Annotated in this window: 14 protein-coding genes; 4 read left to right on the top strand and 10 right to left on the bottom strand. The window is 61.0% G+C overall.

Translation table 11 applies throughout. The features are described from left to right. Positions 1-32: 32 nt before the first annotated feature. From FX982_RS09925 to FX982_RS09915, 3 genes are read left to right on the top strand one after another with little or no spacing between them, the layout of a single operon-like run. Positions 33-1,208: an NAD(P)/FAD-dependent oxidoreductase gene (locus tag FX982_RS09925; RefSeq protein ID WP_172610515.1), complete on the top strand. Its 1,176-nt coding sequence runs from the start codon at positions 33-35 to the stop codon at positions 1,206-1,208. Then, complete coding sequence (locus FX982_RS09920) at positions 1,205-2,014, top strand: aldo/keto reductase (protein ID WP_172610514.1); 810 nt, start codon at positions 1,205-1,207, stop codon at positions 2,012-2,014. Before FX982_RS09925 ends, FX982_RS09920 begins: the two co-directional genes overlap by 4 nt. A gap of 36 nt (positions 2,015-2,050) precedes the next feature. Further along, entirely contained in the window at positions 2,051-3,016 is a 966-nt protein-coding gene (locus tag FX982_RS09915) for a metal ABC transporter ATPase (RefSeq protein ID WP_172610513.1), read from the top strand. Positions 3,017-3,024: 8 nt separating this feature from the next. Here FX982_RS09915 and FX982_RS09910 read toward each other — a convergent pair whose 3' ends face one another. From FX982_RS09910 to msbA, 7 genes are all read right to left on the bottom strand, one after another. Beyond that, positions 3,025-3,837 carry a hypothetical protein gene (locus FX982_RS09910; protein WP_172610512.1) on the bottom strand — a complete coding sequence of 271 codons (813 nt, stop codon included), beginning with the start codon at positions 3,835-3,837 and terminating at the stop codon, positions 3,025-3,027. Positions 3,838-3,904: 67 nt separating this feature from the next. Continuing rightward, positions 3,905-4,615 (bottom strand): hypothetical protein, encoded by a 711-nt coding sequence (locus FX982_RS09905; RefSeq protein ID WP_172610511.1) that lies wholly within the window; start codon positions 4,613-4,615, stop codon positions 3,905-3,907. Beyond that, on the bottom strand, positions 4,615-5,589 hold the full coding sequence (locus FX982_RS09900; RefSeq protein WP_172610510.1) for a glycosyltransferase: 975 nt from the start codon (positions 5,587-5,589) through the stop codon (positions 4,615-4,617). The genes FX982_RS09905 and FX982_RS09900 overlap by 1 nt, the downstream gene beginning before the upstream one ends. Positions 5,590-5,662: 73 nt before the next feature. After that, entirely contained in the window at positions 5,663-7,087 is a 1,425-nt protein-coding gene (hldE, locus tag FX982_RS09895) for a bifunctional D-glycero-beta-D-manno-heptose-7-phosphate kinase/D-glycero-beta-D-manno-heptose 1-phosphate adenylyltransferase HldE (protein WP_172610509.1), read from the bottom strand. A 151-nt stretch (positions 7,088-7,238) separates the two neighbouring features. After that, entirely contained in the window at positions 7,239-8,642 is a 1,404-nt protein-coding gene (locus FX982_RS09890; RefSeq protein WP_172610508.1) for a PIG-L deacetylase family protein, read from the bottom strand. Position 8,643: 1 nt separating this feature from the next. Continuing rightward, positions 8,644-9,540 (bottom strand): GNAT family N-acetyltransferase, encoded by an 897-nt coding sequence (locus tag FX982_RS09885; RefSeq protein ID WP_172610507.1) that lies wholly within the window; start codon positions 9,538-9,540, stop codon positions 8,644-8,646. Beyond that, complete coding sequence (gene msbA, locus FX982_RS09880; protein WP_172610506.1) at positions 9,534-11,354, bottom strand: lipid A export permease/ATP-binding protein MsbA; 1,821 nt, start codon at positions 11,352-11,354, stop codon at positions 9,534-9,536. The genes FX982_RS09885 and msbA overlap by 7 nt, the downstream gene beginning before the upstream one ends. Before the next feature lie 121 nt (positions 11,355-11,475). On the opposite strand from msbA, the gene FX982_RS09875 reads away from it, so the two are divergent. Further along, on the top strand, positions 11,476-12,144 hold the full coding sequence (locus FX982_RS09875) for a toluene tolerance protein (RefSeq protein ID WP_172610505.1): 669 nt from the start codon (positions 11,476-11,478) through the stop codon (positions 12,142-12,144). Here FX982_RS09875 and FX982_RS09870 read toward each other — a convergent pair. The 3 genes from FX982_RS09870 to FX982_RS09860 are packed head-to-tail and all read right to left on the bottom strand — an operon-like array spanning position 12,131 to position 16,284. Further along, the gene (locus FX982_RS09870; protein ID WP_172610504.1) at positions 12,131-13,591 is read right to left on the bottom strand and encodes a hypothetical protein; all 1,461 of its coding nucleotides are present in this window, start codon (positions 13,589-13,591) and stop codon (positions 12,131-12,133) included. The genes FX982_RS09875 and FX982_RS09870 overlap by 14 nt on opposite strands. Positions 13,592-13,628: 37 nt before the next feature. Beyond that, the gene (locus FX982_RS09865) at positions 13,629-14,537 is read right to left on the bottom strand and encodes a glycosyltransferase family 2 protein (protein ID WP_172610503.1); all 909 of its coding nucleotides are present in this window, start codon (positions 14,535-14,537) and stop codon (positions 13,629-13,631) included. Continuing rightward, a complete protein-coding gene (locus FX982_RS09860; protein WP_122533857.1) occupies positions 14,530-16,284 on the bottom strand; it encodes a carbamoyltransferase family protein in 1,755 nt (584 codons plus the stop codon). The genes FX982_RS09865 and FX982_RS09860 overlap by 8 nt, the downstream gene beginning before the upstream one ends. Positions 16,285-16,371: the final 87 nt, after the last annotated feature.

The raw sequence follows: 16,371 nt of genomic DNA, 5'->3' as shown, positions 1-16,371 counted from the left end.
TGCCGGCATTCGTTTCGCCATTTGAGGTGCCCATGTCATCTGCTATTTCCACTGACGTCCTGATTGTCGGCGCGGGCGTTGCCGGTCTCTGGCTCAACGCGCGGCTGCGGCATCAGGGCTTTTCAACGGTGGTGGTGGAAAAGGCCAGCCTCGGTGGCGGCCAGACATTCAAATCCCAGGGGATCATTCACGGCGGCGCCAAGTACGCGTTGCACGGCGCGCTGTCCGGTGCGTCCGAAGCCATCGCCGACATGCCCCGTCGCTGGCGTGAGGCCCTGGCCGGCAAAGGCGAGCTGAACCTGTCGGGCGTACGTCTGCTGTCCGAAGCTCACTACCTGTGGTCGCCCGGCACTATCGCCGGCAATCTCACCAGCTTCTTCGCCAGCAAAGCCGTGCGCGGTCGCGTTGATCAGGTCAAGGGCAGCGACCTGCCACCTGCACTCCAGGATCCGCGCTTCAAAGGCAAGGTGTACCGTCTGGCCGAGCTGGTCATCGACATCCCCAGCCTGGTGAAAAAACTGGCGGAGTTGGCGGGCGACAGCTTGCTGGCTGGCCAGGACATCCAGCCGCTGCGCCACGACGGCGAACTGGTCGGGCTGCGCGTCGACGGCCGCGACATCCACGCCCAGCGAGTGGTGCTCAGCGCCGGTGAGGGCATGGCTGATCTGCTCAAGGCGCTGAACGTGAGTCAGCCAGCCATGCAGCGCCGTCCGCTGCATATGGTGCTGGTGAAGGGCCCGACGCTCAAACCGCTGTACGCCCATTGCCTGGGTGGCGGGCCGAAGCCGCGAATCACTGTCACGACGCATCCGGCGGCCGACGGCCAGTGGGTCTGGTACCTGGGCGGCGACGTTGCCGAAGCCGAAGGCGTCGCCCGCAACCACGCCGAGCAGATCGCCGCTGCGAAAAAAGAGCTCGCGAATCTGTTGCCTTGGGTCGATCTCAGCGAGGCGCAGTTCGCCACCTTGCGCGTGGACCGCGCCGAGCCGCAGCAAAGCGGCCTGGTTCGCCCGGACAACGCCTTTGTCGACGAGCAGGGGCGGTTACTGGTCGGCTGGCCCACCAAGCTGGCGCTGGCCCCTGACTTTGCCGATCGCGTGCTGGCGTCGTTGTCCCGGGATGACATCCACCCCACGCCGCAACCGCCGCACACCGACTTCCCCAAGCCGCCACTGGCCATTCCTGTCTGGGATCAACTGCTGCCATGAAGACCCTGCACGATCTGCATCGGCCGCTTGGCGCCTTGGGCATCAACGTTTCCCCCTTGGGCCTGGGTACGGTGAAGCTGGGCCGCGATCAGGGCGTGAAGTATCCCAATGGCTTCACCATTCCCGACGACGTCGAGGCGCAGATGCTGCTGAAGTTGGCGCGGGATCTGGGCATCAACCTGATCGACACCGCCCCGGCGTACGGTCGCAGCGAAGAGCGCCTCGGCCCGCTGCTGCGCGGGCAGCGCAAGGACTGGGTGATCGTCAGCAAAGTCGGCGAAGAATTTGAAGCGGGCCAGTCACGACACGACTTCAGCGCCGCCCACACGCGCCTGTCGGTGGAGCGCAGCCTTCAGCGCCTGGAAACCGACTTCATCGATCTGGTGCTGGTGCATTCCGACGGCAACGACCTGAACGTGCTCAATAACTGCGGCGTCTACCAGACGCTGGCAGCGCTTAAGCGCGAGGGCAAAATTCGCGGGTTTGGCTTCTCCGGCAAGACGGTCGAGGGCGGGCTACTGGCGCTGCAGGACGGCGATTGTGCGATGGTCACGTACAACCTCAACGAACAGGGCGAAAAACCGGTCCTCGACTACGCTGCTGCACACGGCAAAGGGGTACTGGTCAAAAAAGCGCTGGCCAGCGGGCACGTTTGCCTGAGCCCCGGTGTCGACCCTGTGCGTGCCAGTTTCGAGTTGCTGTTTGACCATCCCGGCGTCACCGGTGCTATCGTCGGCACCATCAATCCGCTGCATCTGGCCCACAACGTGGCAACCGCCGCTGCCGTGATCCGTCGTCAGCCCTGAGACGTACGGCCGACCCCAACGCAAGAAGGAGCCGATATGCCGCGAACCCTGATTCGGAAAAACCCCAGCAACTTCAAGACCCTGCCGTTATTCGTCGAAGCCACCCCCGAAAGCCTGACCTACCAGAGCATCGGGATGCCGCTGAATTTCACCCAGACACTGGCCCGGCGTCGCAAGATCGACGTGGAGGACAGCGAGCGGTTCTCCACCGAACTGGCCAACCTCGGCGTCTCGGTGCGGCTGACCCTGCGCTGGCAGAACCGCGATTACTGGGTACTGGTTCGCCAGCGCCGTCAGGACCGTGGCGACGTAGTGCTCAAGCTGATTTCCGGCTACGTGCCCGCCCACGAACTCAACCTGCCGTTGCACACGGCGGTGCAGGAAGTCGCCGAGGAGTGCCTGATCGAGACGCCCCAAGGCTGGCTCGGCGGGCGCTTCAATGAAACCTGGCTGCCAGCCCCCTACGCGGCAGCACTGCATTACCGCGAAGCGATGCCCTTTCGCCTCACGCCGCTTTCCGGCGCGGCGCTCCCGGTACGCTGCGGCAGCCTGACCCTGATTGAAAGTCCTCGCGCTTACGTGCACTTACCGACCGCGTCATTGCAGTTGATCTACGACATGCGCCTGGAGGTGCCGAAAGAGGCTCGGCCGCTGAGCCTGTTTCACGTCGATGAGAGCCTGGAGAACAACGAGCTGGTGGCGCGCCTCAATCGCAGCAAACCGGATCTGTACCTGATGCCGCTGGAAAACGGCTCGCCCCTGCCCGAGCTGTACACCCTGAAGAACGACAAGCTTTCGCCTGCCGGGACGCGAGGGCTTTATCTGGCCGAGAGCTTCGCTCCGCAAGAAGGTTGGGTGGTGCGCGAGGAGCGAATTCGCTGGAAGGACTGGCTGGTGCAGCAGGGCCTGACACCGAAGAAGAAGCCCAAGTCAGGTCTGACCAAGCTGCGAATCAAGGCACGGCGGCTGGTCAGACTGGTTCGCAGCGGCCTGCACAAATAGGCCGCTGCCTAGCCCTTCTCGGTGAGGCGTTTGTCACGCCAGGTGCGCAGCCGGGCGAAGAAGTGGAAATAGCGGTTTTCGCGTTTGCCCATCCCGCGCTTCGGTGAGAACGACTCCTCGGCGAAGGCACCGGTGATGCGCACCCGCGAGGCAGTGGTCGGCAGCGTGCATACCCGGGCATCTGCCTTGAGCAGCGCGTATTTGAGCAAACGCTCCGAGTGCAGCTTGCGGCCTGTCGCCTCGCAGAATTCGAAGATGCGCTCAATCCGCTTGCCATAGGCCCGATAGACGTCGCGGCCACAAATGGCGAAGCGGTCATTCAACCCGCCCCACCACTGCCAGTCCGGGATATAGGCATTCAGCCGCCGGGCTTGCGGCGAATGAAAGACATAACCCGGCAGCGGCGAATGGAAGAAATTGTCCGGGCGCACAAACACCACGAAGTCTGGATCGAACGACTCCATCATGCCCGTCACGGTGTGCAGGGAATTGAGCTGATAGATCAGGTTGCGTAGGGAAACGTGCTCGTCCCCCCATGTGTCGCCCATCGCCTTGACCCGCTCGAAATCCCAGCGATCCAGCACGCCGTCAGTGGATTCGAGAACCCCTGTCATCGCCTGGAAAACGTCGTAATTCTGCGCCTTCAGCTCGCCCTTCTCCGCCGAACGCTGGTTGTGCACTTCGTCGATCTTGTAGAGGTGGTAAAAGCATTTGACGTTGCTGCCCTTCGGCAACCGGCCAAGGACATTTTCCTCGATGGAAGGAAAACATATCTCCGAGTTTCGCGGGATACCAAAAAACGCGACCGCAATGTTCAGCACTGACAAACTCTCCGGGATCAATGGCGATGCGCCTGGACACGCGCGCGCTAGCGGCGGACGGCCTCGTTCATTTACTAAATAGCAGCTTGCGCCACCAGCTGCGGGGCTTGAGGGCGATCACTTCAACGTCTGCGCCCAGCAGCCAGTTGCGCTCATAGTCCCAGGCGTGGCCGCCCCAGAGCTTTCCGGCTTCGTTTGAGAAACCCAGGGTCATGAGTCTGTAGCGGTAACCGGCATGGGTCCGCAGCCAGTCGAGCAGCACCAGCACGTTGAAACCCGTGGAGGGCCCCACGAAACGTTTGCCGTTGGGGCGGTCGACCGGGTAATGCTCGGCCAGCGCGGGCAGCGGAATGCGGTCCCAATACAGCGCAACGTCAGGCAGCGGGCACAGCGGCACGGCACAGCCCACCAACAGCGTGAAACAGCGCGAGCCGGGCTGGGCAGCGAATCTTTGCACCTCAGCGGTTGCGGGCAGGCCGAAGAAGTAACGGTCCGGCGCATTGAAGCCGTGGACGAACAGGTTGACGCTTTCTGGCTTCAGCAGAGCGGCCTTGGTGCACAGATTGAAACTGACCACCACATCGTCAGCGCCTACGCCCAACGCATCGAAATCGGCCTGAGTAATGGCGGGGTTGTTGGCGATCAGGATGACCCGTGAAGCGTTCGCCAGGCACTGGCGCAGTGCGGCCGGAAGCGCGCCGAACACGTCCTGATCGGCGCCCGGCAATACAAAGGGTTCATTCGGCGCGATAAGGTCGTGGTCCGACGGTAACGTCATCAGGCCGGCACCTGCATGCCATGGCGTAACTTGACCCAGGCTCGGATCAGCGCGGATGGACGTTGCCACGGGCGCATAGGCCGCTGAATCTCATCGGCCAGATCGCGACCCACGCGGGCAAAGGCATAGCGTTCTTCGGCGAATTTTTGGCCTTCGCCCGCGATGCGCGCAGCGAGATCAGGGTCGCTCTGCAGCAGGCGGATCTTCTCGACGGCTTCGTCTTCGGAGCGGTAGAACATGACGTTGCGCCCCTCTTCGAAACCCAGCAGCTCGTCCTCTTCACCCTGGCTCCATGCGAGCAGCACGCAGCCGCAGGCCATGGCTTCGAAATTCTTGATCATGAACTCGCCCATGCCGATGTCGGCACTGACGAAAATCCTGATGCGATTAAGGGTTTCGAGGTATTCGGCGCCAGAGGCCGTGCGCGTCACCAGCATGCCGGCGCGCTGCGCAAGGTTTTCCACCAGCTGTTTACGCTGTGAATATTCGCGGCTTTTCAGGCTGCCCAGAAAGCCCACCGGAATGTCCCGGGGCTGGCCGAGGTTGCGCAGCATTTCCTGGTCGTAGCCCTTGGACACGAACACCGCATCAAGGCCTTCGCCGCGCATGCGCCGCGCGACAACCGCACCGGAAACCAGCGCGCGACTCCACGGCAGCTGCCGGTACAAGCGTGAGTACATGCCGTGGTATTTGCTGGCGCTCATGTAGTTCTGATAAGCATCGTGCTCAAGAAAGATCAGCCCCGGAATGCACTTGAGCACCGCGCGCTGGCGAGCAAGCCGCTTGACCCGGGAGAAGATCACCACCCGGTCGTAGCGCTGATAATCGACCGAGGCGAGAAATGGCCCGAGATTCAGCTGCTGTTGCTTGCTCAGGCGAAAGATGACGCAGTCGTCACAATGCTGCCGCACGGTTTCGTACAAACCGTCCAGTATGACGCGCTGTTCATCCATCACCAGTAACATGACTTTCATACGTTCATATACCGAACTGCGAATACAAAAATGGCAGCGGCAAGGGGTGCCACTTTGCGCTGCGGGCGTCGGATCAGTCTTGGCTGCGGATCTTGTCGACGATGGCTGTCGTCGAGCTGTTGGCAACCAGTCCCAGCACTTTCACGGTGCCACCGTAGGAGGCGACGATGTCAGCGCCGACGACCTGATCAACCGAGTAGTCCCCGCCTTTCACCAGTACGTCCGGACGCACATGGGCCAGAAGGTTTTCCGGGGTGCCTTCCGGGAAGCTGATGACCCAATCCACCGCGCCCAGACCGGCCAGCACGGCCATGCGCCGATCAACGCTGTTGATCGGGCGGCCCGGACCTTTCAGGCGACTCACCGAAGCATCGTCATTGACCGCCACGATCAGACGATCGCCCTGCGCGCGGGCCTGCTCCAGGTAGGTGACATGGCCGGCGTGGAGGATGTCGAAGCAGCCGTTGGTGAAGACGATGGTTTCTTTGTGCGCGCGGGCGTCGTCGATGGCCAGCAGCAACTGATCGAGGGTCAACACGCCGCGCTCGGAACCCTCGGCACGCTGGATGGCGCGACGCAATTCGGGCGCGCTGATCGCGGCAGTACCAAGCTTGCCCACGACGATGCCCGCGGCAAGGTTCGCCAGGGCGACGGCGTGAGGCAATTCCTCACCCGCGGCTATGGCCGCGGCCAGGGTGGAAATAACCGTGTCGCCAGCGCCGGTCACGTCGAAGACTTCCCGGGCGCGGGCCGGAAGGTGCAGCGTCGGCTGGTCCGGGCGCAGCAGCGTCATGCCGTGTTCGCCACGGGTGACCAGCAGCGCACCGAGATCAAGGTCCTTCATCAGCGCGGCGCCTTTGGCGACCAGCTCTGCCTCGTCGACGCAGTGGCCAACGATCGCTTCGAATTCACTGAGGTTGGGGGTGATAAGGCTCGCGCCACGGTAGATCGCAAAGTCTTTGCCCTTGGGGTCGGCCAGCACTGGGATACCACGGTCCCGGGCTGCCTTGATCAGGACTTGATGGTTCTTCAGTGCACCTTTGCCGTAATCGGACAGGACCAGCACTTTGATGCCGTCGAGCAAAGCATCGACCTCCCGACTCAGGGCCTCGGGGTCGGTGGCGAAGGGTTCTTCGAAGTCGATACGCAGGAGCTGCTGGTGCCGGCTCATGACGCGCAATTTGACGATGGTGGGCTGGTGGGCGATGCGTTGGAAGCAAGCGATGACACCAGCGGCCTTGAGGCTGTTGCTCAGGCTGTCAGCGGCTTCGTCGGTGCCGGTGACACCGACCAGGGACGCCTTGGCGCCCAGCGCTGCAATGTTCAACGCCACGTTGGCAGCACCGCCCGGGCGGTCTTCGATCTGGTCGACTTTGACCACCGGAACCGGCGCTTCAGGGGAGATTCTGGAAGTGCCACCGTGCCAGTAGCGGTCGAGCATGACGTCGCCGACAACTAACACTTGAGCCTGATCAAAACGCGGCATGGACAACTTCATCGAACAACCCGTGGCAGAAATGGACAAGGACGGAATCTTAGCACAGCGATCAGCGCTGGCTGGCCGGTTGGCCTCGAATCCCTTCGTGCTTAAAACAGCGCTTCAAATGGCGCTTCAAAGGGTGCAACAAACGGCGTGTCGACTGGAGCCATCAGGGGCGCGGAAAGCGGCGGACCCAGAATACCTCATGCCGGCGCACGGCCTTGCGGAAGAATTCGTCGTCCCCCGTCAGCGGCCATTCGCGACCGGCCAGCCAGCGTTGAATCTGCCGACGCAGGCGCTTCTTCAGGGGAGGCAGGCCCTGTAGGTCATGCTGCATCCCCAGGGCCATGGCCTTATCAAGCTGCACGTCCGAACTGAGCGACGTACTCCAGAGCTGATCAACCGACGGCGCTTCAACGAATGGCGGCAGGGCGACACCTTTACCGGCCAGCCCCATGGGCCAGCGGTCATTGTCGTGCAGGTGATTGGCGTAGAACAGCGCCACCTCGGGCGTATGCGCGCTTCTGCTCACCGCCTCATACAGGGCTTGAGTCGTGGCGATATGGTCGGCGTGGGGGTCGAGTTGCGGATGCGGCATGACAATGACGTCCGGCCGATAGGCGTCCAGCAGCGCAGCGAGGTCGGCCACGAGATTGTTCCAGGTCGGCGCGCCGTCCTGATCCCCTGGCAACGGCAACGGATTGTGCTGCCGCGCGCTGCGGATGTCGGTCTCTGCCGAATCGCGAGAGCCAAACGGCTGATCCGGGGACTGCGCCATGACCGGCAATTGCAGGCAGTAGTAGCCCAGCTGCACGCACTGGCTCTGAGGCACACCGCCCCACAACGGAATCGCCAGACTGTCCCACGTACGCAGTCGACCCTTGAGCCGCGCGGCGTCGGCGCGGTTGAGCCCCAGTTGTTCGTAGCGCTCAGCCTCGATTTCGCCCTGAGTCAGGGTGACGATGCTGCAATCGGCGGCCTGGCTGTACAGGCCAAACGCTGCCAGCTCGGCGTCGTCGGCGTGGGGCGCAAGGATCATCAACCGTTGCTGGCGGTAATCCGGGTTGCTCAGCACGAACAACCGCCCGGCGTTGGCGATGCGGCAGAACCCGCCTTTCAGGCGCAGCGTGCTGTCTGCGACCACGTCGCGCTGACCGGTGAGGTTCACGTAGCGACGCCCGGCAAAACCCCGCTCGAAATCCTGGCGATCGTCACCTGCCAACACATACGGGTCCAACCAGCGACCCAGCCAGGTGCTGCGCAAATCGAGCTCCAGCAGCAAGGTTTCGCCCTCGCCCAACGGCTCGCTCAGTTGCAGCATGCCGTTGACGACAGAGACTGGCTGCGCCTGGGCCGCGTCGGGAAATTGGTAGTAATAATCGCTCTTGGGCGAATAAAACAGATGATCGGAGAACCAGGCTTCGTGGGCGATCCAGGCGGCGACGATCAGCAACGGCACCAGCCACCACGCGACCCAGATGCCAATGCCGATCAGCAGCACCAGACCGATGATCAGTGCCAGACGCTTGTTGCGCCGATGTCTTTTCAGAAGCTGCTGCTTGCGCCCGGACATGTCATCCAACCTTGTAGACAGGCACCGTCTGGCACCAGCGGTCTTTGTATTCGCGATCAGAGCGGCCGAAGGAATAGCGCAACGGCTTGTTCACCGCCCTCGCATCGGTCCAGGCATTCTGGGTGTTGACGAAGCTCAGCACGCTGCCGGCGCTCAACGCCTGGTGGGCCGGATCGACACCGCCGTTGATGTATTCGACGGACACCCAGTGCGGCGACTCGACCCTGTACAGGACCTGAGCGGCAATGGGCTTTCCCTCCAGCAGGATCATCGAGCCGGTCATGAACTCGCGCATCAGCTCGAACACGTCGACCAGGTGATCCTTGCCCGGCACGTCGAAGCCCCAGCGCGCATGGAACAGGCCTGAGTAAATGCGCGCTTGTTCCTCGGACGTGAAATCCAGCATCGGCTGCACGACCCCGCCCGCCTCCTCAAGCAAACGCTGCTCGCGGCGCTGGTTGTAGCGGAATTTCTTGGAATAGTCCTCGGGCGCGCGGGCGATCGCCAGGCTCTCGGCTTGCGGCTTGAGGGTGTCGATCTGATTGGCGTTCAACTCCGACACATAGCCCATGCGCTGGCGCACCGGCACTGTCACGCCCGGGGCGATCGGCAAAATGATTTCCGCGTTGCCCAGATCGAACACCCGCCGATCACGCTGTTTGAGCACTTTCTTGGCCAGCGCCAGATCCCGGCCCCAGCAGGCAACCGCAGCGACTACGTTACCGTCTTGCAGCCACCCCAGATACCGAACCGGAATGTCAGCCAGCCCGGCAAGACGCTCGATCACGTGCGGATGCGTGGCAACGCTGCCGCCGAACTGCTGCCACGCGGTGGCGTAGGTCGTTGCATCGATCGGGGTCCAGCCTCGCTCACGCCATGCGCGCAAGTGACTCAGCATGCATCGACTGCCCGGTCGATTTCGGCAGGCTCGTCTTCTTCGAACTGTTTGGCGTGCAGGCGTGTGTAGTAACCGTTCTGCGCCAGCAGCTCCTCATGGGAGCCGCGCTCGACGATGCGGCCTTCGTCCATCACCAGAATGACGTCGGCTTTTTCGATGGTGCTCAAGCGGTGGGCGATCACCAGCGTGGTACGGCCCTGCATGACTTTCTCCAGCGCTTTCTGGATATGGCGCTCGGATTCAGTGTCCAGCGCCGAGGTGGCTTCGTCGAGAATCAGCAGCGGCGCATTTTTCAGCAGCGCGCGAGCAATCGCCAGACGCTGGCGCTGGCCGCCGGACAGCAGCACGCCGTTCTCGCCGACGAGGGTCTGGTACTGCTGAGGCAACTTGTCGATGAACTCGTCGGAATAAGCATCGGCCGAGGCTTTCTTGATCTCTTCAAGCGGCACGCCCGCCAGATCGCCATAGGCGATGTTGTTGGCAATGGTGTCGTTGAACAGGGTGACGTTCTGATTCACCAGCGCGATCTGCCGACGCAGGCTGCGCAGGGTGTAGTCCTGGGTTTCGACGCCATCAAGGAGGATCTGGCCCTGCACGTGATCATAGAAACGCGGAATCAGGCTCGCCAAAGTGGATTTACCGCTGCCGGAGCGGCCCACCAGCGCGACCATCTGGCCGGCTTCGGCGACAAAACTGACGTCGTTCAGCACCCGCTTTTCCGTCCCCGGGTAGGTGAATGTAAGGTTTTTGACCTCCAGACGGCCGGAAACCTTGTCGCGCTCTACGGTGCCCAGGTCCTGTTCGGTCTGCTCATCCAGCTGCTCGAAGATGCTCTCCGCACCGGCGACGCCTTTCTGGATAGTGGAACTGACTTCAGACAACTGACGGATCGGCTTTGGCAGCAGGCCGGCCATGGTGATGTAGGCCACCAGATCACCGGCCGAGGAATCGCCGCGCAGATAAAGGACGAGGAACATCACAATAGCCATGCCGCTGTAGGTCACCAACTGCAGCATCGGCGTGTAAACCGCGCCGGTCTTGGTCATCGCCAACTGCTTTTTGGTGTTGCTACGGCTGGCCTTTTCGAAGCGGGCCTTTTCGTAGTCTTCGCCGCCAAAGCTGCGGACTACCCGGTAGCCGTGAATGGTCTCGGACGCCACGTGGGTGACGTCGCCCATGGCCACCTGAATCTTCTTGCTCTGTTTGCGAAACTTCTTGCTGGTGCTGTTCACCATGACCGCGATGAGCGGCAGTATCGCCAGCATCACCAGGGTCAGTTTCCAGTTCATCCACAGCAGCGCGCCAAACAGGAAGATGACCGTCATGCCTTCGCGAATCACGACCTTGATCGCGTCAGTGGCAGCGCCGGTGACCATGGTCACGTTAAAAGTGATGCGCGAGATCAGGTGCCCGGAGTTGCTGTTATCGAAGAAGCGGTTGGGCAGCGTGAGCAATTTATTGAACAGCACGACACGCAGGTCATGCACCAGCCCGAGGGAGACACGGGCCAGGAAGAAGTTGCCCAGATACGAGCCTGCACCTTGCCACGCCGCGATCAGCACGATCATCAGCGGTACCGCCTGCAACAATTGCAGGTGGCCAATGTAAGGGTTGCCGGGGAACAGACTGGCTTCGGGATTGGCCAGGCCATCGACGAAGTATTTGAGGATGTAGGCGAGCATCGGCTGGGTGGATGCAAAGATAAGAAAGCCGACAATGCTCAAGCAGAAAAGGCCGATGTACGGCCGCACATACGTCAATAGACGAAAGTAAATCGCCAGGGTCGTTTTAGCTTGAGGATCAGGACTGCTCATGGGAATCCGCACGAAAAAATTAGGCGGGCATGGTAGCACAACCCATATTTGTCGACCCCTGCCGCGACCCAAGCGGGGCCGACTCGGGTAACATGCCGCATTTGTTCAGGTAAGTATGCCGATGCACCCAATGGAACACAGCGCCTATCTGGCCTTGCGAGAAAACGCCACCGTGCTCGAAGCGGACGGATCCGGGGACAAGGTTCTGTTGCTTGAGGACGGCACCATTCTCAAACTGTTCCGCCGCAAGCGCCTGATCAGCTCGGCCTTGCTGTTCCCCTATGCGCAACGCTTCGCCGACAACATCGATGCCCTCAAAAAGCGCGGCATCCCCTGCCCCGACGTTATCGCCACTTACCGAATTGCCAGCATCAGCCGCGATGCCGTGCGCTACACGCCGTTGCCCGGCCTGACCATCCGCCAGGTACTGAAAGAGCACGGTGAAAGCGCGCCGCTGCGGGCTGAGCTGGGCACATTCATCGCCCACTTGCACGATCGCGGCGTTTACTTTCGCTCGCTGCACTTGGGGAACGTTGTGCTTACGCCGGCCAATGAACTCGGCTTGATCGACATCGCGGACCTGCGCTGCCAGAAACTCGCGTTGAGTGACAGCAAGCGCCTGCGCAACTTCGCCCACCTATTACGTTACGAACAGGACAAGCAGTGGCTGCTTGGCAGTGATCAGGGCGCGGCGTTTTTGCAGGGTTATACCCAAGGTATGCCGACTGACAGACAGTCGACGATGACCGAGCGCCTGCAACTGCTACTGACGGCCCCTATCGACCGATAGCCAGAACGGTTGCGCCCTTGCGATTGGCAAAGTGCGCCAACACCCTGAGATGGCGTGCTTCTAGCCACTCGACGAGCCATGGCTCGTTCCCTTTGGCGTCGATAAGGAAGTATTGATACTCGTCCGCGTGCTGCGGGGACATCGCTTGCTCCCGAGTCAATCCGGGAATCACATAACCTCGGCCGGCGTAATAGCTGATGCGCCCGTCGTCAAAGAAGGCCGGAGCGCCCGCCTCGACGTGGGTCGACATCCAGCGGCCTGCCTCCACGTAATGGGTCTTCCCGGCACCGGTCGTTATCACGTTTGAGAGCATCACGAGCAGCGCTACAACAACAAGCGCCTTGCCGAGGCGCGGGAACTGCCCAACAAACGATGCCAATCCCATTGCCATCAACGGCACAAAAAGCAGACTCAGAAAGCTCATGTAGCGGCTGTTCATGAACTGCTCTTTGACATAAAACAGCACCAGCACGATCAGGTACAGCAGCGCCGCCCAGGCGAACGGCCGATAATCGCGCCAGTATGCACCCAGCACGCCCCAGTTCCTGCGCAGCACGAACGGCAACGCGAAGGGGCCCATCAGTTTCACGAAAGTGATCAGCATGGAGGCCAGGATGCCGAAGAAAATGATGCGTCCCGCTTCGTCCTGCGAATACTTGTTGATCAGGGAGTTGGCAAACTGGTTCGACAGCAGATCAAAGGACGCCAGGACAGTGTGGGGATTGAGCATATCCAGATAGATCATCAGACGTCCGGACAGGAACGCGCCTGAGACCGCGACCGCGATAAAGCCAAGCGCTGGCAGCAGTGCAAACTGAAACACCTGCTTGCGGCTGGCGGTATCCCTTAATCTCGGCAATTGCCAGAGCGCCAATGCCGGAATCAGCAACAGCGCCTCAAGCCGGAACAGCATGGCGCAGAGGATAGCCACGTGGATGAAAGCTGCGCGCAGCCAGCCGCCACGGGCATCCCAACGCAGTGCGAGCCAGATCGCAAGCATGCAGAAGAACCAGAATCCGCATTCACGAATGATGTCGTTGCGAAACGAGTTAACGGCTGGCATCGCCAGCATCACCAGGCAAGCCCAAGGGGCGAGCGCTGCCGAACGCTGACGAACACAATCCACCATCAAAGCGCTGACGCCGGCGAAGAAAAGGCCACACCAGAGGTAGGCGCTCAGTTCCAGAGGCAGGTGCAGCACGATGTGGGTACCGGCCAGCAGGAGGGAGAACCACGGCCAGTCAAAGGATTGCCAGGCAGCTTGAGTGCCGTGCTCGGCGACTCGTTGCGCGGTATCGATGTACAGAGCTGCGTCACGGCCGACTGTTGCGGTGCCCAGGACTGCAATCAACGAAAGGAGGATGCTGCCCAGGAATGCCAGCCGAACCGGATGCTCGCGGACCCACCCAGAGACATGGGCGCCGGTTTTAACAACTGCCGCTTTCATTACCTTTCCTCAGCTACATGCGCAAAACTGAAACCGGTTATCGAAACAACGAACGCAAGGCTTTGCGTGTATATGACCAGCGCGCGAACGTACGCCAGTGCGCCTTCAACGCCATGAAATAAAACTTCCTGGCCAGCGTGTACTCGCCGTGGGAATAACAGTCGCGAAACAATGAAAGGCAACGCTGCGCCATGAATGCCTGACGCAGGTCGTGAAACTCAACGGGCATCCGCTGGGCCGAGAACACCTCGCACACCACTTGCACGGCGCCGGCGGCAAGGCTCTGGCGCAAATCATGACGCATGCTGTCGGGGTGTTTGTGAATGAACGCCAGCGGCTGATCCAGCACCGTGCAAGGAAAGCGGGCCAAGACCTGAGCGAAGACGGGAAGATCTTCGACATTACGCAGATGCTCAGGATAGTTACCCGGCGCAAAGACGTCACGATGCATGGCACAGGCACCGTTTGAAATGGAGATAGTCTTGTCCAGCAAGTAGCCTTTGACTCTCTGTCGCGCAGTCGCCGGTAGTGGCCTGGCAACCTGCAAACTGCGTCGGCCATCGACGAATACCGACCAGTGCGCGCCGATCACTAAATGAGTGTCGGGGTGGCGTGCGATATGACGGGTAATCCCCGCCAATGCGCCGGGCGCCATTTCATCGTCTGCGTCAAGAAACACGAGGTATCGACCCGTGGCTTCTTCTATCCCGAGATTGCGCACTGATGACAAGCCACCATTGAGCTTGTGCAGTACCCGAAAGCGGCCGGGGTTCTCAGCCGAAAGCCTCGCGAGCACCTCTAATGTATCGTCGGTTGAACCATCATCTATCACCAATAGATCAGCAGCAGCGTCGTCGATTTGCGCCAATACCGAATCCACTGCGCGACGCAGGGAGTGGGCATAGTTGTATGCGGGAATGACGACGCTGATCAGTGTTTCAGTCAAGTCCAGACCCTTCCACGCCGTCTTTGACTACCAGGATGTCTTCCATGATCAGGTACTCGAGGTCAGAGCCGAAGAACATGTTCAACGCATCGGTCGGCGAGCAAATCATCGGCTCGCCGCGGCGGTTGAGCGAAGTATTGAGCGAAACGCCGTTGCCCGTCAGGTTTTCGAGCGCCTTCATCATGTCGTAGTAACGCGGATTGTATTCGCGCTTGAGCACCTGGGCGCGGGAGGTACCGTCTTCATGGACGACTTCCGGCACACGGGTTTTCCACTCTTCAGCCACTTCGAAGGTGAAGGTCATGAACGGCGCCGGGTGATCGATCTTGATCATCTGCGGGGCGACGGTGTCGAGCATCGACGGGCAGAAAGGCCTCCAGCGCTCGCGGAACTTGATCTGATGGTTGATGCGATCGGCAACGCCGGCAATGCTCGGACAGCCGATGATCGAACGACCACCGAGGGCGCGAGGACCAAATTCCATGCGGCCCTGGAACCAGGCGACCGGGTTGCCCTCGACCATGATTTTAGCGATGCGCTCAGGGGTGTTGTCGATCTGGCGCCAGGCCGGCTTGCTCGGGTGGCGGGCGCAGGCAGCGATAACGTCCTCGTTGCTGTAGGAAGGGCCGAGGTAGACGTGCTCCATCTTCTCGACCGGCACGCCACGCGCGTGGGAAACGTAGGCGGCGGCGCCGACAGCAGTGCCGGCATCACCCGACGCCGGTTGAACGAACAGCTCTTTGACGTCAGGGCGCGCGATGATCTTCTGGTTCAGTTTGACGTTCAGCGCACAGCCGCCAGCGAAGGCTAGCTTGCCGGTTTCCTTGAGGATGTCACCCAGATAGTGGTCGATCATCTGCAGCGACAGCTTCTCGAACAGCGCCTGCATGCTGGCGGCGTAATGGATGTACGGCTCGTCGGCGATATCGCCTTCGCGCTTGGGACCCAGCCACTCGATCAGTTTCGGCGAGAAATAGAAGCCTTTGCCCTTTTCTTTGTAACGACGCAGGCCGATGACGTTGGCGTATTCGGTGTTGATCACCAGTTCGCCGTTTTCAAAGGTGGCCAGGCGCGAGAAATCGTATTTGGTCGCGTCGCCGTAAGGCGCCATGCCCATGACTTTGAATTCGCCGTCGAGCATCTCGAAGCCGAGGAATTCGGTGATCGCGCCATACAGGCCACCGAGGGAATCCGGATCGAAGAATTCCTTGATCTTGTGGATCTTGCCGTTTTCGCCATAGCCGAAGAAGGTAGTGGCGTACTCACCCTTGCCGTCGATCCCGAGGATCGCGGTTTTCTCCTGAAAACCGGAGCAATGGTAAGCGCTGGAGGCGTGGGCCAGGTGGTGCTCGACAGGCTCGATTTTGATCTTTTTCGGATCAAAACCCAGCTGCTCCAGGCACCAGACGATTTTGTTGCGATAGCGCTTGTAGCGGCGGTTGCCCATCAGAATCGCGTCGAGGGCGCGGTCCGGTGCATACCAATAGCGTTTGGCGTAGTGCCAGCGCGCTTCGCCGAACAGGCTGATGGGTGCGAAAGGAATGGCGACGACATCGACATCCGAAGGCTTGATGCCTGCTTGTTCGAGGCAGAACTTCGCTGATTCATAGGGCATGCGGTTCTTGGCATGCTTGTCGCGAACGAAACGCTCTTCTTCGGCCGCAGCAACCAGCTTGCCGTCGATGTAAAGGGCTGCGGAAGGATCATGGCTAAGGGCGCCGGACAGGCCAAGGATCGTCAATGCCACTAGGGTCTAGCCTCTTAAGTCTGCATGCAGGCATCACGCGCCTGACAAATAAGGTGTGTCTGGCGCAAAGGCGGCAGACAGCTAAAG

Source organism: Pseudomonas graminis (assembly GCF_013201545.1).
Classification (GTDB): domain Bacteria; phylum Pseudomonadota; class Gammaproteobacteria; order Pseudomonadales; family Pseudomonadaceae; genus Aquipseudomonas.
This window is presented reverse-complemented; position numbering and strand designations above follow the sequence as displayed.